Source organism: Streptomyces deserti, assembly GCF_054782695.1.
The window spans coordinates 48077-65580 of the sequence record NZ_BAAGRZ010000021.1 but is presented as its reverse complement, the minus strand read 5'-3'; the positions used below and the strand labels follow the sequence as shown (position 1 = coordinate 65580).

Below are 17504 nucleotides of genomic sequence, written 5' to 3'. Positions count from 1 at the left end.
GGTGGCCGGCTCAGCTCGGTGTGAGGCCGGCTCGGCTCCGGGCGCCGACGCCGTCGTAGGGCCCGACGCTGTGGATCCTGGTGTTGCGGTTCCCGGTGGTGGCGGGCCTGGTGCTGTGGCTTCCGGTGGTGGCGGGCCTGGTGCTGTGGCTTCCGGTGGTGGCGCGCCCGGCGCCGTCGATCTTGGTGCCGTCGCGTCCGGCGCCGTCGATCCTGGTGCCGTCGCGTCCGGCGCGGAAGGTCCGCCGGTATGCGGTGGGGGTGACCCCGAGCGCCGCCTGTAGGTGCTGCCGCATCGACTGGGCCGTGCCGAAGCCGGCCTCGCGGGCCACCCGGTCGACGGACAGGTCGGTGGTCTCCAGCAGGTGCCGGGCCCGTTCCACCCGCTGCTGGGTGAGCCACTGCCCCGGGCTGACGCCGGCCTCCTCGCGGAACCGGCGCGTGAAGGTGCGCACCGACATGGACTCCTGCGCGGCCATGTCCCGCAGCTGGATCGGCTCGTGGAGGCGGCCGAGCGCCCAGGCGCGGGCGGTGGTCGTGGAGGACTGCTGCGGATCGGGCACCGGCCGCTGGATGTACTGCGCCTGCCCGCCGTCGCGGTGCGGCGGTACGACCGTACGGCGGGCCACGTCGTTGGCGACGGCGGCGCCGTGGTCGCGGCGCACGATGTGCAGGCACAGGTCGATGCCCGCCGCGACGCCCGCGGAGGTCAGGACGTCGCCGTCGTCGATGAACAGCACGTCCGGGTCGACCTTGACCCGCGGGAACAGGCGCTGGAGGCGCTCGGCGTCGGCCCAGTGGGTGGTGGCCGGGCGGCCGTCGAGGTAGCCGGCGGCGGCGAGGACGTAGACCCCCGTGCAGATCGAGGCCAGCCGGGTGCCGGGCCGGATGTGCGCGAGCGCGGCGGCCAGTTCGTCGGTCAGCACGCCCTCCTCGTGCACCGGGCCGAGCTGGTAGGACGCCGGGACGATCACGGTGTCGGCGGTGGCCAGGGCCTCCGGGCCGTTGGGGACGTGGACGGAGAAGTCGGCGTCGGTCTCCACCGGGCCCGGTGGCCGGACCGAGCAGGTGACGACCTCGTACAGACGCCGTCGCTCGGCGTCCCTGGGGCGCCCGAAGATCCGGTGGGGGATGCCCAGTTCGAAGGGGAGCAGCCCGTCGAGGGCGAGGACGACGACGCGGTGCGGGCGGAACGCACGCTCAGAGGCCATGGCCCGATCCTAACGAATGGTGTCCCTTGGGCCACTCGATCGCGCCGCTCGCGGACCGGAAGCTCTGTGTCGTGACCCAGACAACCGAAGCCGCCACGCTCCAGGAGCCCCGTCCGGTGCGGCGCAACCGCGTCCACCGGGCGTGGTTCGTCGCCGCCGTCACCTTCGTCACGATCATCGGCGCCGCAGCCTTCCGCTCCCTGCCCGGGTTGCTCATCGACCCGCTGCACCAGGAGTACGGCTGGTCGCGGGGCACGATCGGCGCCGCGGTCTCCGTGAACCTCGCGCTGTACGGGCTGACGGCGCCCTTCGCCGCGGCGCTGATGGACCGCTTCGGCATCCGGCGGGTCGTCGCGGTCGCCCTGACCGTGATCGCGCTCGGCTCGGGCACCACGGTGTGGATGACCTCGGCCTGGCAGCTCATGCTCTGCTGGGGCCTGCTGGTCGGCCTCGGCTCCGGCTCCATGGCGCTGGCGTTCGCCGCGACGGTCACCAACCGCTGGTTCACCGAGCGGCGTGGCCTGGTCAGCGGCATCCTCACCGCCGCCTCGGCCTCCGGGCAGCTGATCTTCCTCCCCCTGCTGGCCTGGATCATCGAGACGTACCGCTGGCGGCCGGCCGCCGTCACGGTGGCCCTCGCCGCCCTGGCGGTCGTCCCGTTCGTGTGGCTCCTGCTGCACGACCACCCCGCGGACGTCGGCCAGAAGCCGTACGGCGCCAAGGAGTTCGTGCCGAAGCCGGCCCCGGTGCCGGGGGCCGCGCGCCGGGCGGTGACCGTGCTGTTCTCGGCGGTGCGCACCGGCCCGTTCTGGCTGCTGGCCGGCACCTTCGCGATCTGCGGCGCCTCCACCAACGGCCTGATCCAGACCCACTTCGTGCCCGCCGCCCACGACCACGGCATGCCCGTGACGGCCGCGGCCTCCCTGCTCGCCGTCATCGGCGTCTTCGACGTCATCGGCACGATCGCCTCCGGCTGGTTCACCGACCGCTTCGAACCCCGCCGCCTGCTCGCGGTCTACTACGCCCTGCGCGGCATCTCGCTCCTCTTCCTGCCGATCCTGCTGGCGCCCAGCGTGCACCCGCCGATGATCTTCTTCATCGTCTTCTACGGCCTCGACTGGGTGGCCACCGTCCCGCCCACCCTGGCCCTGTGCCGGGAGCAGTACGGCGAGGACAGCGCGATCGTCTTCGGCTGGGTCCTCGCCTCCCACCAGGTCGGCGCCGCCCTCGTCGCCTTCCTCGGCGGCGTCGCCCGCGACACGTTCGGCTCGTACGACGTGGTCTGGTACGCCTCCGGCGCCCTGTGCGCGGCGGCGGCGCTGATGGCGCTGGTGATCCGGAGGCGGCCGGCGGCGCCTGCCGTAGCCTGAGGGTTCCGATCGGAAGGACAGCAGGTGACGATGGGCATGGTTCTCGGTGACGTGGCCGACGTGACGCCGCACGCTCGATCACGCTCACACCTCCGAGGAGTACACCGTGTCCACGATCCACTGGACCGAGACTCAACCCCGTTCCGCCCGCTGGCACTCTGAGACGGGCCTGCCCGCGCCCCGCCGGATCGTCGTCGCCGACGACCGCATGCGGGCCGCCGTCGCCCATCGCCTGGTCTGCGAAGGCACCGCGCTGCTGTGGCGGGGCGACTACCAGGGCGCGCGCCAGCTGCTGCGCGCCCTGGACCGCCGCGTCGGCCGCACCGCACCCGGCCCGGGCGGGACCCCGGCCGAGACCTTCCACCTGTACCGCCGGTTCCGCGCCCACCGCGCGCGGGTGCTCGGCAGGTTGCTCGTCCTGCTGGAGGACGACTACGCGCTGGAGTTGCGCCGGGCGCCCGATGTACGCCGGGCGTGCGCCCAGGCGTACGGGCCGTTCCAGGGGCCCGTGGCCGTCGCGCTGACGGAGCTGCTGGGCGTCATCGGGGCGTGGCAGTGGCGCGAGAAGGGGGTGTGGGTCCCGGCGCTGGGCGCGCGGATCCACCCGCACTACGGGGTGTTCGCGCCGGTGCGCGGCGAGTACGTCGACCTGGTCGCACGAGCACCGCTGCCGGGCGGGGGCGCGGGGCCGCGTACGGCGTTCGACCTGGGCACGGGCACCGGAGTGCTGGCCGCCGTGCTGGCCCGCCGGGGTGCCGGGCGAGTCGTGGCGACGGACGTCAGCGCACGGGCGCGGGAGTGCGCGCGGGACAACGTACGGCGGCTGGGACTGGGGGAGACGGTCCTGGTCGCCGGTCCGGAGCTGTACCCGGAGGGCCGGGCGGCGGTGGTCGTGTGCAACCCGCCCTGGCTCCCCGCCCGGCCCGCCTCCGACCTGGATCTCGGCGTCTACGACGCGGGTGGCGGCATGCTGCGGGGTTTCCTCGCCGGGCTCGCCGACCACCTGGAACCGGGCGGCGAGGGCTGGCTGGTCCTGTCCGACCTGGCCGAACGCCTGGGCCTGCGCACGCGTGCCGACCTGCTCACCGGCTTCGAGGGGGCGGGGCTGCGTGTGCTGGACCGGCTCGACACCCGGCCGCGGCATCCGCGGTCGCGGGACACGGGTGATCCGCTGCACGCCGTACGGGCGGCGGAGGTCACGTCACTGTGGCGGCTGGCGGTCCTCTGACCGGTGACGATCCTCTGACCGGTGGTGGGATTCTGGCCGGTGGCGGTCCGCTGACCGGTCCTGGAGCCGGGTGAACCGGCCCTGGTGGAAGATCAGCGGCCCGTCCGGGTCGTCCCCGCCCATGCCGAGGGCCGCCACCCGCCCCACCACGATGAGATGGTCACCGCCGGTGTGGACGGCGTGGATCGTGCAGTCGATCCAGGCCAGGGCGCCGGCCAGACGCGGGGAGCCGGTCACCGGCGCGGCATCGTGGGCCACCCCCGCGAACTTGTCCGCGCCGCTCACCGCGAAGGCACGGCACACCTCGCCCTGGCGGGCGCCGAGGACGTTCACACAGAACACCCCGGCACGGGCGATGCGCGGCCATGTCGTCGACGTACGGCCGACCATGAAGGCGACGAGGGGCGGGTCGAGGGAGAGGGAGCTGAAGGACTGGCAGGCGAAGCCGGCGGGGGTGCCGGTGCCGTCGGTGGCGGGAGCGGTGACCACGGTCACCCCGGTCGCGAAGTTCCCGAGGACATGCCGGAACTCCCGCTGGTCCACGGGCGCGCGCTCGTCCGCGCCGACGCATCGCAGCTCGGGGCGCGGCAACGCTTCGACGCGCTCCGGGACCGGTGCCCGGACCGACCTGAGGTAGCGGACGGCGGCCTCCGCCATCCCCGCTTGTCCCATCATGGCCACCATTGAATCTGACGGTACGTCAGATGGGAAGGGCTGGGTGAGCACACGGAGAACCTGTACGTACGCTGCGCCCATGGGGTGGGGAGACATACGCCGGGGGCTGCGGCGCGTCCGTACGGCCTGGACGTCCACGGATCTGATGGCCGCGGCCGGGATGTGCGCGGCGCAGTATCCCGCGTTCGGCCTGGCCTGGTGGATCGGGAGCTTCCGCGGGGACGACTACGGCGCCGGAGGCGGCGGCGCGCTGGGCCTGCTCTGCATGGCCGTCTTCGCGCCGGTGGTCCTGCCCGTGGCCGGACTGCTGCACGCCACCGCGCAGATGGCACCGGCCGCCGTGCTCGCCCACCTGACGTCCGGGCGGGTCCGCGGGCCGGAGTGGGCCCGGCTCCCGCTCTGCGCCGCGCTCGTCGGGGCCTGCTGGGCCGGGTCGGCCGCCGTGCTGTGGGGCCGGCCGCTCATCACGACGGCGCCGCTGTCGGCCGGGCTGGGTCTGCTGCCCGCGCTGGCGGTCGTCTGCGTCCGGCGGCGCGCACAGGTCACCGGGCGGCCGTGGAGCGGCCTGGGCATCTGGTTCCGCTCGGCGCTCGTCTCTTTCGGTCTGTGCTTCGTGGTCCTGGTGGGCGGCGTGGTGGGCACGGCCTCGGGCCTGATCGACGAGTACGAGCCTCCGGTACTGTCCGCCGGGCAACTCACCGGGGCCTGGCGTGGCCCCGACGGCGCGGTGCTGCGGCTGGACCCGGGCGGGCGGGCGGAGGTGACCGGGCTCCCGACCGAGAACGAGTTCAACGCGCCCTCGGCCAAGGACTTCACCGTGTGCGACGGCACCGGCATCTGGTTCCTGGACAGGGAGGGCCGCCACGACCAGTACCTCGACGACGGCCCCGCGCAGCGGGACGGTGTCGTCGTCCGCCTCGGCGACCGGTGCGGGCAGGACACGTACTGGACGATCGGCGGCACGGCGCGCGAGCCGGAGCTGTTCGTGCTGTTCGGCGATCCGGACGCGGGCGAGCTGCGCATCCTGACACGGGCCTGACCTGCGCGCTCACCGGCCCCGGAACTCGGGATTCCTCCTCTGTGCGAAGACTGGCCTGCGATCACCGTCCCCGGAACTCGGGACTGCGCCGCTGCGCGAAGCTCGACACGCCCTCCTGGGCGTCCGCCGTCGTCATGTTGATCTCCTGTGCGGCGGCCTCGGCGGCGAAGGCGGTGGCGCGGTCGGTGTCGAGGGAGGCGTTGACGAGCTGCTTGGTCAGGGCCAGGGCGCGGGTCGGTCCGGCGGCCAGGCGCGCGGCCCACTCGCGGGCCGTCTTCCCCAGCTCCGCGTCCGCGACGACCCGGTTGACCAGACCCAGGCGCTCGGCGTCCGCCGCGGTGAGCGCGTCGCCGAAGAACATCAGCTCCTTCGCCCGATGCGGCCCGATGAGCCGGGGCAGCAGATACGCTCCGCCGCCGTCGGGTACGAGCCCGCGCCGCACGAACACCTCGAGGAACCGGGCCGACTCGGCGGCCAGGACGAGGTCGCAGGCGAAGGCGAGATGGGCGCCGAGGCCGGCCGCCGTGCCGTTCACGGCTGCGATCACCGGCTTCTCGCAGTCGAGGACGGCGGCGATCAGGCGCTGGGCGCCGAGGCGGAGGGTGCGGGCGACGTCGCCGGGGGTCCGTTCCGCTGTCGGTGCCCCGCCGCGCAGGTCCGCTCCGGCGCAGAACCCGCGGCCGGTCCCCGTGATCACGACGGCCCGTACGCCGGGGTCGGCGGAGGCGTCCAAGAGGAGGCCGATGATGCGTTCTCGCTGGTCACGGGTGAGGGCGTTGAGGGTTTCCGGGCGGTTGAGCGTGATGTGCGCGACCTGAGTGTCAGTGGCGTGCTGTACCCATGACTCAGCGGAATTTCCGGTCACATGGGGGGACTCGGGCATGTTCATCTCAGCGGCACACCGCCAGCACGTCCAGCGCCACGGCCCCCTGCCCCCTCGGCAGCACCATCAGGGGATTGATGTCGAGCTCCGCGAGGTCGTCCCCGAGCTCCAGCGCCATCCGCTGCACCCGCAGGACGACCTCGACGAGCGCGTCGCGATCCGCCGGGGGACGCCCCCGGACCCCGTCGAGCAGGGCCCGCCCGCGCAGTTCGGTGAGCATGTCCCGCGCCTGCTCCTCCCCGAAGGGCGGCACGCGTACGGCGGTGTCCCGCAGCACCTCCACGAGCACCCCGCCGAGCCCGACCGTGACGGTCGGCCCGAAGAGGTCGTCGTGGGTGACGCCGACGACCATCTCGACGCCCTGCTCCACCATCTGGCAGACCAGGATGCCGTCCAGCGAGACGTCCTCGTAGCGGGCGATGTCCGTCAACTCCCGGTAGGCGTCCCGGACCTGGCTGGCCGAGGTCAGCCCGACCTTCACCAGGCCGAGCTCGGTCTTGTGGGCGATCCGGGCGCCCGAGGCCTTCATGACCACCGGGTAGCCCACCAGTCCCGCCGCCCGTACGGCCGCCGCCGCGCTGGTCACCAACTGCTCGCGCGGTACGCGTATGCCGTACGCCCGCAGCAGCTGCTTGGCCGCGTGCTCGCTCAGCTGCTGTCCTGGGCGCATGAGGGCCTGCGCTTTGCGGAAGGACGGCGAGGGGGTGCGCGGGGCCTCGTCGAAGGGGGAGCGGTAGCCGGTCACGAACCGGTGGTGGGCGAGGTGGGCGCGGACGGCGGTCAGGCAGTTGGCGACCGTGCGGAAGGTGGCCACGCGCGAGGAGCCGAGCAGCACCTCGCGGTACGCGGGCTCGGTGCCGACCGGCGACCCCCACACCACGCACACCAGCTTGTCCGTCCCCTCGGCGGCGTCCACCAGGTCCCGCACGAGCCGGTCGCTCAGCGGCGGGAACGGCCCGGTGACCGGGCAGACCAGCACGCCCACCTCCGGATCGGCGAGGATCGCGTCGATGATCTTCCGCCCGCGCCGGTCCCCGACAGGATGGCCGCCGTTGTCGACGGGGTTGGCCACGCTCAGGTACTCCGGTATCCACTGGTGCAGCTCGGCCTGCTTGGCCTCGGACAGCACCGGCAGCCTGAGTCCGGCCCCGGCCGCCAGGTCGGCGACGTGCGCGCCCGTGCCGCCCGAGATCGAATAGACGACGACCCCGTCGGCCCGCGGCGGCCGGGCCCGCGCCAACAGGGCGGCGGTGTCCTGGAGTTCGTCGAGCCCGTCGACCCGGATCACCCCGTACTGCCGCATCGCCGCGTCCACCACCGCGTCCGCGCCCGTCAGCTTGCCGGTGTGTGAGGCGGCCGTGCGGGCGCCGGTCTCGGTGCGGCCCACCTTGACCGCGACGACCGGCACCCCGCGCCGGGCGGCCCGGTCAGCGGCGAGCAGGAAGGAGCGGCCGTCCTTCAGTCCCTCGATGTAGGCGGCGATGGCACCGACCTCGGGCTGTTCGGCGAAGTAGGACAGGAAGTCGGCCGTCTCCAGGTCGGCCTCGTTGCCGGTGGGCGCCCAGTGCGAGAGCCGGATGCCGAGTTCCTGGAGGGCGAAGACGGGCCGGCCCTGGTGCCCGGACTGGGTGATCAGCGCGATCGCGGGCCCGTCGAGATCGTCCCGGAACCGCTCGAAGGCGTTGAGGTTGGTGTTCGGCCCCAGCAGCCGCATCCCGGACCGCCCGACGGCGGCGGCCAGCCGGCACTGGGCCGCCGCACCCTCCGGGCCCGTCTCGGCGAACCCGGAGGCGAAGACGACCGCGAACCTCGCCTTGGCCTCGGCGAGTTCCTCGACCACCGGAAGGGGGTCACCGACCAGCACGACAGCCACATCGACCTGCTCGGGCAGGTCGGCGACGGAAGGAGAGCACGGGATGCCGAAGACGGACGGGCGGCTCGGATGCACGGGGTGCAGCCGCGCGCCGACCCGCCCGGCCCAGTCGAGCAGTTGCCTGGTGATACCGGTGTTCGGCCGTCCCTCGGCGTCCGAGGCGCCGATCACGGCGACGGACCCGGGGCGGAAGAAACGGTCCAGATCGGGGACCTCGGCGTGCAGCGGACGCCCGCTGACATCGAGATCGCCCACCTCGGCCGGCCTGCCGTGCACGGCGGGCCCGGGCTGTTCACCGCAGGCGATGGCCCGGGCCCGGCGGGAGTCGGTGGTCAGGGTGCCGTGGGTCGATCCAAGCATCGTTCCGCCCGCTCCTGTGAGACAGCCGCTAACTGACGCTCTGTCAGATTACTGAACTGGCTCGACGTCAGGAATGGGTGCGGCGAGCGAAGTTGAAGAGCCGACGGGCAAAGTCGAAGGGCCTGCCTGGTCGCGTGCGGGCGCTCGGACCGGGCTTGCCCTGTGCCCGGGCGCAGAGTCGGGCGCCTCCCTCAGACCGGGAGCCGGGACACCGCCCCCGCACCGTCCCGGGCGATGGCCTTCGCGATCCTCCGGGCGTCGATGGCCAGCTCGCGGAGCATGCCGCTGATGGGGTTGGTGAACCCGGTGAAGTACAGGCCGGGCGCGTTCGGCGGGGTGCGGGCGCCATGGACGACCGGCTTGCCGCGTGCGTCGAGCACGCCGAGGTGGCCGACCAGCCCCTCCAGGGCGCGGACGTAGCCGGTGGCGGCGATGACGGCGTCCGGCTCGATGCGGCTGCCGTCGGCGAGCGCGACCTTGCCGTCCTCGAAGCTCTCCACGGCGGCCACGACCTCGACCCTGCCCTTGCGTACGGCGTCGATCAGGCCGACGTCCTGGACGGGGATGGCCCCCTCGGTGACCCGGCTGTAGAGGCCGGTGTCGGGGCGGGGCAGGCCGTGAGCCGACAGGTCGGGCACGCTCAGCCTGGCCACCGGCCTGGCGAGCCGGTCGACGAGGCCGACCGGCAGCCGCCGTACCAGCACACCCGTGTACTGGGCGGCCCAGCCGGCGGTCGAGCGGCGCACGATGTGCGGAGGTGTGCGGATCGACAGCCGTACCCGGGAGGCGCCGCCCTCCACCAGGTCGACGGCGATCTCGGCCCCGGTGTTGCCGACGCCCACGACCAGGACGTCACGCCCGGCGAAGGGCTGGGCGTCGCGGTACGCGCAGGCGTGCAGCAACTCGCCGGTGTAGCTGTCGCGGCCGGGCCAGTCCGGGATGCGCGGGGTGTGGTTGTAACCGGTGGCGACGACGACCGCGGCGCCGGTCAGCTCCCGGCCGCCGGTGGCGTGCAGCAGCCAGCCGGTGCCGTCCGGGGTGCGCTCGACGCGGGAGACCTCGACGCCGGTGACGATCTCCAGCCGGTGGTGCTCGGCGTACTTCTCCAGGTACCGGACCACGTCGTCCCGGGACACCCACCGGCCGAACCGGCGGGGCATCGGCAGCCCGGGCAGGCTCGACAGCCGCCGCGTGGTGTGCAGGTGCAGCCGGTCGTAGTGGCGCCGCCAGGACGCGCCGACGTGGTCGGACTTCTCCAGGACGACGGCCCGGATGCCCTGGGCGCGCAGCGCGTACGCGGCGGACAGACCGCCGGGGCCGCCGCCGATGACGTAGACGGGGCGGTCGGCGGGGTGCGCGGGCGGGGTCGAGTCGGCCATGAGCGGGAGCGTAGCCACCCACCCGCTTGATGGGTATAGGTCAAGACCGGAATGGGTTGCGGATCGATCACGGTCATGATCGATCCCGGTACGCCTCGGCACCAGGTGCCCGGGGTCGTGGCCACCCTGGGGCCTGTCAGCCCTTGTGGCCCGTCACCTTGGCGATCCACCGGATGAAGTCGCCCGGGTCGGTGTTCGCGCCGTGGCCCTCGTCCCCGTAGCAGAGGTGGCTGACGTCGTCGCCCAGGCCGGTCGGTCCCCGGAGGGCTTGCGCCCCACAAGAACTGACGTACCGTCAGATTCCATGGACACGATCTGGCTCACCGGAGCGGAATGGCTCGCCGTGCTGCGCATCGGGCTCGGCCTGTGGTGGCTGGAGAGCTGGCGGCACAAGGACCGGAAGGCCTGGTTCGAGCGGGGCACCGGGATCCTCTGGGCGGCGGACGTGGCCGCGAAGCACCGCTGGTCCACGGTCCGTTCGGGCTTCGACGCACTCGTCGCACCGCGCCCGCGCGTGATGGCGTACGTCGTCGTGTACGCGGAACTCGCCCTCGGACTGGGCCTGATCGCCGGCTTCCTCACCCCGATCGCCCTGGCCGGCGGGCTGCTCCTCAACGCCCTCTACCTCACCCTGATGATCCACGACGTCGCCGAGCAGGGGCAGAACTCGATGATGGCGCTGATCTCGGTGGTCGCGCTGTTCGGCATGGCGTGGCAGACGTGGTCGCTGGACAGCGCGTTGGGCCTGTTCTGAATGGGCGGCGACCGGCCCGGCGGGGGCGCCCGGTTCGACGTACCGGAGATCGACGCGTTCACGCGGACGTACTGGGACGCGGCCGCCGAGGGCCGGCTGCTCATCCGCCGCTGCCGCGCCTGCGCCCGAGCCCACCACTACCCGCGCGAGTTCTGCCCGCACTGCTGGAGCGAGGACGTCACCTGGGAGCCCGCGAGCGGCCGGGCCACCCTCTACACCTGGTCCGTCGTCCACCGCAACGACCTGCCGCCCTTCACGCACCGCACCCCGTACGTCGCCGCAGTCGTCGACCTCGCCGAAGGACCGCGGATGATGACGGAACTCGTGGAGGACGTGCGGCCGGTGGCCGGCATGGGACTGGAGGTGGCGTTCCGGGACGGAGTACCCGTGTTCCGCGCCGGCGGGTTTGAATGACCCAATGGCCCACACGCGCAACCGTTCCCGGACCCGCCACCTCCCCGAACCGCACGGCCACGGCCTCCGCCTGCGCCCCTGGGACGCCGCGTCCGACGCCGACGTCGAGGCGTGGCTGCGGGGCAACCAGGACCCGGAGTTCCGGCGCTGGAACACCCCGATCAGAACGGTCACGGACCTCGCCGCGGCCCGGGAGTCGCTGCGCGCCCGGGTGCGCAGCGCCGCGGAGGGCACGTCGGTGTCGTTCCGGATCACGGACGCGGACAGCGGTGCGACGCTGGGGCACATCGGCGTCAACGAGATCAAGCCGGTCCTGAAGGTGGCGCGCGTCGGCTACTGGGTCCTCCCCGAGGCCCGCGGCCGGGGCGTCGCCACCCGCGCCCTGCTGCTCACCACCCGCTGGGCGTTCGCCGAACTCGGCCTGCACCGCCTGGAGCTGGATCACGCGGTCGGCCACGACATTTCCTGCCGGGTCGCCGAGCGCTGCGGATTCCGGTACGAGGGGACCCTGCGCGGGGCGATCTTGGAGGAGGGCCGGCACGACGCGTTCCGGGACGCCCACCTGCACGCGCGGCTCGCGGCGGATCCGGAGCCGACGGGGCCATGAGCGCACATGGACCTCGTGAACCGGCTGAAGGCCGAGCCACTGTCCGGAACACGGTCACGCACGGCAACACCCTGGTGGCCCGCACCCCCGCCGAGGCCGACGGCGAGTGAGCCAACGGACGCGGGCGAGATCATGAGGCATGCACTCCGACGACTGGTACCTCACCCATGACCTCGACGACTTCCTGACCCGTGCGGGCGCCTTCCTCCGCTCCCGGCCGGCGCTGCACACCGTTCCGCTGACCGTCACGGAGAACCTCCGTACACGCGGACCGCACGTGTACGGCGACGGAATACCGGAGTTCGGCGTTCTGGAACGGGACGGAGCCGTCCGGGCGTCCTTCTTCCGGACGCCGCCGCACTGGCTGAACCTCACCGCCCTGACCGGCGAGGAGGCCGACACCCTCGCCGCCCGGCTGGCCGCCCTCGGCCGGCGCCTGCCCGGCGTGAACGCCGACCCCGACACCGCCGCCGCCTTCGCCGAGGCCTGGCAGCGGCGCACGGGCGTCACGGCCACACTCCGCCTGCGTCAACGGCTCCACCGCCTCGGCACGTTGACCGTGCCCCAACCCGTCCCGCCCGGCCGGCCCCGCGTCGCCGGCGAGGCGGACCGCGACCAACTGGTGCGCTGGTCCCTGGAGTTCAGCGAGGCCACCGGAGGAGGCGTCGGCCAGGACCCCGCCGAGTGGGCGGACGCCCGCATCAAACGCGGCGACGTCACCTTCTGGGAGACCCCCGACGGCACTCCCGCCGCCATGGCCGGAACGACCCCCGAGGTCGCCGGCCAGGTCCGCGTCACCGGCGTCTACACCCCGCCCCACCTGCGCGGCCGGGGCTACGCGGGCGCCGCGACCGCCGAGGTCAGCCGGGCCGCGCTGGCCGCCGGGATGCAGGACGTACTGCTCTTCACGGACCTGGCCAACCCGACGAGCAACGCGCTGTACCAGCGGATCGGATACCGGCCGGTGGCGGACTTCGTGGTGTACGACTTCTCGTAGGACCGGTGTCCGGGGGTGGCTCAGCTCCAGCTCGGTGAAGTCCTGGGCCACTCGTCGTACGGCACCGGCAGACCCGTGAACGCGTCCAGGACGACACGGTTGCCGACCGGCCGGTCCAGCTTCACCGTCACCTTCTCGCCGTGCATCTCGGCGGTGCAGTCGCCGTCCTTCGCCCCGGTGGTGGATGCGGACAGCACCACACTGCCGTTCGTCTCCAGTGCGTCCACGGCGGGACCGTCGTCGCAGGGCCCATGGGTGGCCACCACGGTGACGGACCGGCTGTCCCGCGCCACCTTGACCAGCCCGCCGAGCGGCGCCAGCAGGTCGCTCGGCACCTCCTGCCCGAGCGGCTCGATGGGCGGCTCGGGGAGTCTTGAGGGGCTCACCGCAGCCCGTTTGAGCGGACTGTCGTAGCCGTCCAGAGTGAACAGCCACGCCGGGACGGTCGCAGGCCCACGGCTGGTGACGACCGCCATTTCCCCCAGCTTCGCTCCGGTCACCGTCAGACGCGGTCCGGGGCTGCCGGCACGGTCGAGGGCCAGGTACGCCTGCTCGGCCTCCATGAGCGGCGCCGTGAGCGAGACCCCGCCTTCCCACGTCACCTTCCCCTTCTCGCGCGGGGCGGCGGGTAGCTTCCCCCGCAGGTCGAGATTCCCGGTCGCGTAGGCGCTCCTGTCGGCCGCGTCGCGGAGGCCGTTCTCGGGCAGCTGGACGACCGCTCCCAGAGGGTAGTAGCCGCGTACGCATGGGTCTCCCTGGGACTGACTGCGGACCGGTGGACGGTGTGCGGTGGACGGCCGGAGGCCACGTTCCGCTCCTGTGACGCGTCGGCCCCGGTCCGGGTTCGGCCCGTTCCGTCGTCGGTCGGGTCTGCTCTTCTGGTTCCTGTCGACCAGCTGCCCCGGCCACTCCTGGGGGCTGGGGCAGTGAGGCTTGGGACCCGTGATTGAAGAGCACCGGCAAGGCGGGAGCTGCGGGCGCGACCCTGACCCTGCGGTCGCCATGGGGACGACCCCTTACGCCGGAGCAGGGGGCCGCTCGTCAGCGGTGGCGCGTGGCGCACGCAAAGTGGACGCGGCCCGAACGGACCACCCCGCCGTAGGGGCCGATCTGGTCGGACGGCTCCCACTCATCGCCCTCGATCACTCGGTCGCAGACCACGCACATCGTGATACCGGTGAGCGCGTCGTAGTGGTCGCACAGCGCCACCACGGACCGGGCGAGCCGCTTCACGCGCTCAACCTCGCCACGCAGGCCCGCGGCCTCGGGCTCGTCCATACGACGGCGCGCCTCGGCGACTCCGGCCAGGGCCACCTGCGCGGGTACGTCGTCCTCGGGGCCGGCTGCGGTGAGCTTCTCGATCCGCGGGATCAGCTGGTCCAGGAAGTCGTGGAAGTCCTGGCTGAACAGTTTCGTGCTCTGGTGGCGCGGCAGCGTGGGCTGGTCGAAGAACCAGGTCGCTGCGGCGCGCATTGCCGACGTGCTCGTGGGCGGGGCGTCCGTATCGGTGCGGGTGGCGTTCATCGGGCTGCCTCCAGCGCCTCGCGCAGCACAGCGGTCGGGATGAGTCCGCGCTGCTGAGAGATGAGCCAGTACGGGCCGGGCGTTGTCTCCTTGCGGTCCGGCGGAAGCACTACGTGGGCGTCCGGGCCGAGCGTAGTTGTCTGCGGCACGTCCCAGTGGGCGACGCTGCCCGCTGGGACGAAGAAGTACGGCACTGGTTCGGCGGCATGTGGATCCACGGCCACGGCGCCGGGCTCCGCGATCCGCTCGATCGCACGGAGGCCCAGGCGCCGACCGACCTTCACGGCGTCCCACTGAACGCCGGCGGATGCCAGCCGCATGCCGGCCGCGCTGATCATCTCTGTCGTATCCCTGATCATCTGTCGTCCATCCTTCGTTCCGCTGTGCGGCGAAGGTACGGCTGGACCAGCGGCGGCACCCGAACCGGGAGTTCGGGTGAACCAGGGGTTCGGGTCAGACCAGCACGAGCCGCTCGGCAAGTTCGTTGACCCGGCGGCGGAAGGTGGGGCGGACCCGTTTCTGGAGACCGGAGATCATGTCGCGGGCGAGCGGGCTTCTAGCCAGGTCCTCAGGGGCGATGTTCTCCAGGTCGAGCAGGTGCACGAGGACAGCCGCGTCCTCCCGGCGCAGGTCGCAACACCTGGCCAGCTCCAGGCCGAACGTGAACTGTCGCTCGCGGCTGGGCAGTCGGCTCGTGTTGACCTTGTCCGCCACGCGCAGGGCTTCAGCGGCTTCCCCGGCCAGCATCTCGATGCTCATCGCGTGCACGTGAACGTTCATCGGCCCGAACACGGTCCACTGAACGTTGCCATCGCCGACCTTCTTGGCGAGCGGCACAGCACGCTGCTCGAGCCGCTGACGCGCCTCCCACCACCGACGGCGGCGGGCATCGGAGACCGCTGCCACCAGTTCGAGGGCGCCCTCAACAGCCTTGGCCTCGGCCATGACCGGCGCACGGCGTAACTGCTCGACCGCCCGGACCGCGACCTCCTTGGCCTCCTCGACGGCGCCGTGCTCGCTGTGCGAGAGCAGGACGTGGCCGAGGTTCCACTGGGCCGCCGCCATGCGCACCGGGTCGTCCGCGTCTTCCGCGGCTCGGATCGCCCGGTCGGCGACCATGAGCGACAGGTCGAGGCGCCCGGTGCGGCGGCAATACGACCGCAGCAGTCCATAGAGGTCGGCCGCCACACGCAGGACTTCGCGGCGCGCCTCGGCGTCGCCTCCCGAGCGGTGTATCCGTACCGCATGCTCCACGTCGCCGATCAGGCCGGGGAGGACGCCGGCCGCTTCCGTGAAGCGGACCTTCGACGACTGCCAGATCCGCCAGGCCTGCTCCACCCGTTCGCGCAGCTGTGCAGGACTCGCAGGCACGGAGCGGCTCTCAGGGCCGTAACCCATCAGCGCGCGGGCAACCGCAGGCGCAGCGGTGAGGGGAACGCCCGTTTCCTCGGCAGGGTCTTCAGCGAGCAGAGCGGCCAGCGGCACTCCGAGCTCGGTGGCGAGCCGCGCCAGAACGTCTGCGGACGGGACCTTCTGGCCGGCCTCGATCTGCTGGAGGTAGCGCTCACTGATGCCGCACAGACCAGCGATGGCCACTTGTGTCCGGTTGCCGTTCTTCCGCCGGTAGTACTTGACTCGCTGGCCCACGGGCAGTCTCGGTGAGGTCACCCTCAGCCCCCTTCCCCGCTCGCGTCTCGTAGCGTCAGCGTAGGACGCAGTGCGTTACCGCGTGCACTGTGCGTACACATTCGAGTGGCACGTTATGACCCAGTGATGGCTGGGCAGTTGGGGAGGCACCATGGCGCGGCTGGTTCTGTGGGACATCGACCACACGTTGATCGACACACGCGGCGTGGGCCGCGAGATGTCGGCTGCGGCCTTCGAGCGGACCACAGGGCTGGTCATGGGTGCGCAAGCCAAGATCGATGGCATCACAGAGCCAGTGATCTTCCGCGAGACGGCGAAGCTGCACGGCCTGGTCACGGACCGCCCCGACTTCGAGCGGTTCGCCGCCGCCCTGACGGATGAGCATCTGAAGCGGATTGCTGATCTACGCGAGCGGGGCCACGCCCTGCCGGGTGCCGCTGCCATCCTCGACGCACTCGACGCCGATGGCGTCGATCAAACCGTGGTGTCGGGAAACATCCGCCCGGTCGCCGAGATCAAACTCCAGGTCTTCGGGCTCGACCGGCACATCCGGTGGGACCTCGGCGCCTACGGAGAAGACCACGATGTGCGCGCCGAGTTGGTCCGGCTCTGCCTCCGACACGCTGAGGTCTCGGCCGGAGAGGCGGTGCTGATCGGCGACACCCCAGCCGATGTCGAAGGCGCCCACCTGAACGACGTACGGGTGATCGCTGTGGCCTCGGGGCGCAGCGACGAGGCGAGACTGCGAGACGCCGGTGCAGAGGTTGTGCTGTCGGACCTGCGGGATACCGATCTAGTGGTCGAACTCGTACGCGGCGAACGGTGAGAAGGCGACCGTTCACGGCCACAACAGCTGCCTGTCCCAGCCTCCCGAGGCGGTGGACCGTCCCGCGTCTGGAGCGGGCGGTCGTCGTGCGTAATTCCGTTGAGATGCTGTCGTATGTGGGGAAGGGTCCGTGGGCATGGAGTTCTTCTGCTACCACCGCGATCGGCCCGGTTCCGTCACGTTGCGCGAGGAGCTGCTGGAAGAGCACTGGTCGTACATGGACCGGTACGCGGCGGAGATGATCGCTCGCGGTCCGACCTTCGCCGGCGACGGTGAAACGCCCACCGGCAGCGTGCACATCGTCGACCTGCCGGACCCCGCGGCCGCCCGCGCGTTCGTCTTCGACGAGCCGAACTACCAGGCCGGCGCGTACCGGGACGTGCTGCTGCGCCGGTGGCGCAACATGCTGGGGCGCACCATGTGGGATTTCCCCGGTGGCCGGACCGGTGGTCACCGGTACCTGGTGCTCGGCCTCGGCTCGGGTGAGGCCGCCGACCTCGACGTCCCGCCCGGCCGGGAGGAGCTGATCGCGTACGGGCCGCTGCTGTCCGACGACGGCACCGTCTGGCTGGGTACGGCGGTGCTGCTCAGGGCCCCCGACCCGGACACGGCACGCGTCGTTCTGACTCGGGACCGTTATGCCGACGTCGAGGTCCACGACTGGGAGTTCGGCGGGCGGCGGTGAACGCCGAACCGGGGGACCCTGTCATGCCGGAAC

18 protein-coding genes are annotated in these 17504 nt (G+C 72.4%); 9 read left to right on the top strand and 9 right to left on the bottom strand.

The features are described from left to right. Nucleotides 1-10 precede the first annotated feature (10 nt). Nucleotides 11-1210, bottom strand: a complete 1200-nt coding sequence (locus ACYVMZ_RS28075; RefSeq protein WP_461084445.1) for a GlxA family transcriptional regulator — start codon at nt 1208-1210, stop codon at nt 11-13. Nucleotides 1211-1281: 71 nt separating this feature from the next. Between ACYVMZ_RS28075 and ACYVMZ_RS28070 the strand changes: the two genes are divergently transcribed. Beyond that, nucleotides 1282-2580 carry an MFS transporter gene (locus ACYVMZ_RS28070; RefSeq protein ID WP_461084443.1) on the top strand — a complete coding sequence of 433 codons (1299 nt, stop codon included), beginning with the start codon at nt 1282-1284 and terminating at the stop codon, nt 2578-2580. A gap of 106 nt (nt 2581-2686) precedes the next feature. Next, nucleotides 2687-3808 carry a methyltransferase gene (locus ACYVMZ_RS28065; protein ID WP_461084441.1) on the top strand — a complete coding sequence of 374 codons (1122 nt, stop codon included), beginning with the start codon at nt 2687-2689 and terminating at the stop codon, nt 3806-3808. On the opposite strand, the gene ACYVMZ_RS28060 is transcribed toward ACYVMZ_RS28065, so the two are convergent. Beyond that, nucleotides 3782-4483 (bottom strand): flavin reductase family protein, encoded by a 702-nt coding sequence (locus ACYVMZ_RS28060; RefSeq protein WP_461084439.1) that lies wholly within the window; start codon nt 4481-4483, stop codon nt 3782-3784. The two genes, ACYVMZ_RS28065 and ACYVMZ_RS28060, sit on opposite strands and share 27 nt — an antisense overlap. Nucleotides 4484-4562: 79 nt before the next feature. Between ACYVMZ_RS28060 and ACYVMZ_RS28055 the strand changes: the two genes are divergently transcribed. Then, complete coding sequence (locus ACYVMZ_RS28055) at nt 4563-5522, top strand: hypothetical protein (protein ID WP_461084437.1); 960 nt, start codon at nt 4563-4565, stop codon at nt 5520-5522. Between the two features lie 61 nt (nt 5523-5583). Here the strand turns inward: ACYVMZ_RS28055 and ACYVMZ_RS28050 are convergent, their stop codons facing one another. From ACYVMZ_RS28050 to ACYVMZ_RS28040, 3 genes are all read right to left on the bottom strand, one after another. After that, the gene (locus ACYVMZ_RS28050; RefSeq protein ID WP_461084435.1) at nt 5584-6405 is read right to left on the bottom strand and encodes an enoyl-CoA hydratase/isomerase family protein; all 822 of its coding nucleotides are present in this window, start codon (nt 6403-6405) and stop codon (nt 5584-5586) included. Nucleotides 6406-6412: 7 nt separating this feature from the next. Beyond that, complete coding sequence (locus tag ACYVMZ_RS28045; protein ID WP_461084433.1) at nt 6413-8638, bottom strand: acetate--CoA ligase family protein; 2226 nt, start codon at nt 8636-8638, stop codon at nt 6413-6415. A 191-nt stretch (nt 8639-8829) separates the two neighbouring features. Next, nucleotides 8830-10017, bottom strand: coding sequence for a flavin-containing monooxygenase (locus tag ACYVMZ_RS28040; protein WP_461084431.1), 1188 nt, complete (start codon nt 10015-10017; stop codon nt 8830-8832). Between the two features lie 304 nt (nt 10018-10321). On the opposite strand from ACYVMZ_RS28040, the gene ACYVMZ_RS28035 reads away from it, so the two are divergent. From ACYVMZ_RS28035 to ACYVMZ_RS28020, 4 genes are all read left to right on the top strand, one after another. Then, nucleotides 10322-10771, top strand: a complete 450-nt coding sequence (locus tag ACYVMZ_RS28035; protein ID WP_461084429.1) for a DoxX family protein — start codon at nt 10322-10324, stop codon at nt 10769-10771. Next, complete coding sequence (locus ACYVMZ_RS28030) at nt 10772-11185, top strand: Zn-ribbon domain-containing OB-fold protein (protein WP_461084427.1); 414 nt, start codon at nt 10772-10774, stop codon at nt 11183-11185. A 4-nt stretch (nt 11186-11189) separates the two neighbouring features. Then, the gene (locus tag ACYVMZ_RS28025; RefSeq protein ID WP_461084425.1) at nt 11190-11792 is read left to right on the top strand and encodes a GNAT family N-acetyltransferase; all 603 of its coding nucleotides are present in this window, start codon (nt 11190-11192) and stop codon (nt 11790-11792) included. Nucleotides 11793-11931: 139 nt separating this feature from the next. Further along, nucleotides 11932-12789 carry a GNAT family N-acetyltransferase gene (locus tag ACYVMZ_RS28020; protein ID WP_461084423.1) on the top strand — a complete coding sequence of 286 codons (858 nt, stop codon included), beginning with the start codon at nt 11932-11934 and terminating at the stop codon, nt 12787-12789. Nucleotides 12790-12809: 20 nt separating this feature from the next. Here the strand turns inward: ACYVMZ_RS28020 and ACYVMZ_RS28015 are convergent, their stop codons facing one another. From ACYVMZ_RS28015 to ACYVMZ_RS28000, 4 genes are all read right to left on the bottom strand, one after another. Beyond that, nucleotides 12810-13391, bottom strand: coding sequence for a hypothetical protein (locus ACYVMZ_RS28015; protein WP_461084421.1), 582 nt, complete (start codon nt 13389-13391; stop codon nt 12810-12812). 439 nt (nt 13392-13830) lie between these two features. Continuing rightward, nucleotides 13831-14313, bottom strand: coding sequence for a DUF6415 family natural product biosynthesis protein (locus ACYVMZ_RS28010; RefSeq protein WP_461084419.1), 483 nt, complete (start codon nt 14311-14313; stop codon nt 13831-13833). Next, the gene (locus ACYVMZ_RS28005; protein ID WP_461084417.1) at nt 14310-14672 is read right to left on the bottom strand and encodes a hypothetical protein; all 363 of its coding nucleotides are present in this window, start codon (nt 14670-14672) and stop codon (nt 14310-14312) included. Before ACYVMZ_RS28005 ends, ACYVMZ_RS28010 begins: the two co-directional genes overlap by 4 nt. 94 nt (nt 14673-14766) lie before the next feature. Continuing rightward, nucleotides 14767-15981 carry a helix-turn-helix domain-containing protein gene (locus ACYVMZ_RS28000; protein WP_461084415.1) on the bottom strand — a complete coding sequence of 405 codons (1215 nt, stop codon included), beginning with the start codon at nt 15979-15981 and terminating at the stop codon, nt 14767-14769. A 130-nt stretch (nt 15982-16111) separates the two neighbouring features. On the opposite strand from ACYVMZ_RS28000, the gene ACYVMZ_RS27995 reads away from it, so the two are divergent. Together ACYVMZ_RS27995 and ACYVMZ_RS27990 are read left to right on the top strand one after the other, a co-directional pair. Next, nucleotides 16112-16786 carry an HAD family hydrolase gene (locus tag ACYVMZ_RS27995; RefSeq protein WP_461084413.1) on the top strand — a complete coding sequence of 225 codons (675 nt, stop codon included), beginning with the start codon at nt 16112-16114 and terminating at the stop codon, nt 16784-16786. Between the two features lie 136 nt (nt 16787-16922). Then, a complete protein-coding gene (locus tag ACYVMZ_RS27990; RefSeq protein ID WP_461084536.1) occupies nt 16923-17471 on the top strand; it encodes a YciI family protein in 549 nt (182 codons plus the stop codon). Nucleotides 17472-17504 lie beyond the last annotated feature (33 nt).

What these genes read in the sequence shown, in the direction of transcription:
- ACYVMZ_RS28075 (WP_461084445.1), bottom strand. Translation starts at nt 1,210, where the DNA reads ATGGCCTCTGAGCGTGCGTTCCGCCCGCACCGCGTCGTCGTCCTCGCC.
- ACYVMZ_RS28060 (WP_461084439.1), bottom strand. Translation starts at nt 4,483, where the DNA reads ATGATGGGACAAGCGGGGATGGCGGAGGCCGCCGTCCGCTACCTCAGG.
- ACYVMZ_RS28055 (WP_461084437.1), top strand. Translation starts at nt 4,563, where the DNA reads ATGGGGTGGGGAGACATACGCCGGGGGCTGCGGCGCGTCCGTACGGCC.
- ACYVMZ_RS28050 (WP_461084435.1), bottom strand. Translation starts at nt 6,405, where the DNA reads ATGCCCGAGTCCCCCCATGTGACCGGAAATTCCGCTGAGTCATGGGTA.
- ACYVMZ_RS28045 (WP_461084433.1), bottom strand. Translation starts at nt 8,638, where the DNA reads ATGCTTGGATCGACCCACGGCACCCTGACCACCGACTCCCGCCGGGCC.
- ACYVMZ_RS28040 (WP_461084431.1), bottom strand. Translation starts at nt 10,017, where the DNA reads ATGGCCGACTCGACCCCGCCCGCGCACCCCGCCGACCGCCCCGTCTAC.
- ACYVMZ_RS28035 (WP_461084429.1), top strand. Translation starts at nt 10,322, where the DNA reads ATGGACACGATCTGGCTCACCGGAGCGGAATGGCTCGCCGTGCTGCGC.
- ACYVMZ_RS28030 (WP_461084427.1), top strand. Translation starts at nt 10,772, where the DNA reads ATGGGCGGCGACCGGCCCGGCGGGGGCGCCCGGTTCGACGTACCGGAG.
- ACYVMZ_RS28025 (WP_461084425.1), top strand. Translation starts at nt 11,190, where the DNA reads ATGGCCCACACGCGCAACCGTTCCCGGACCCGCCACCTCCCCGAACCG.
- ACYVMZ_RS28020 (WP_461084423.1), top strand. Translation starts at nt 11,932, where the DNA reads ATGCACTCCGACGACTGGTACCTCACCCATGACCTCGACGACTTCCTG.
- ACYVMZ_RS28010 (WP_461084419.1), bottom strand. Translation starts at nt 14,313, where the DNA reads ATGAACGCCACCCGCACCGATACGGACGCCCCGCCCACGAGCACGTCG.
- ACYVMZ_RS28005 (WP_461084417.1), bottom strand. Translation starts at nt 14,672, where the DNA reads ATGATCAGGGATACGACAGAGATGATCAGCGCGGCCGGCATGCGGCTG.
- ACYVMZ_RS27995 (WP_461084413.1), top strand. Translation starts at nt 16,112, where the DNA reads ATGGCGCGGCTGGTTCTGTGGGACATCGACCACACGTTGATCGACACA.
- ACYVMZ_RS27990 (WP_461084536.1), top strand. Translation starts at nt 16,923, where the DNA reads ATGGAGTTCTTCTGCTACCACCGCGATCGGCCCGGTTCCGTCACGTTG.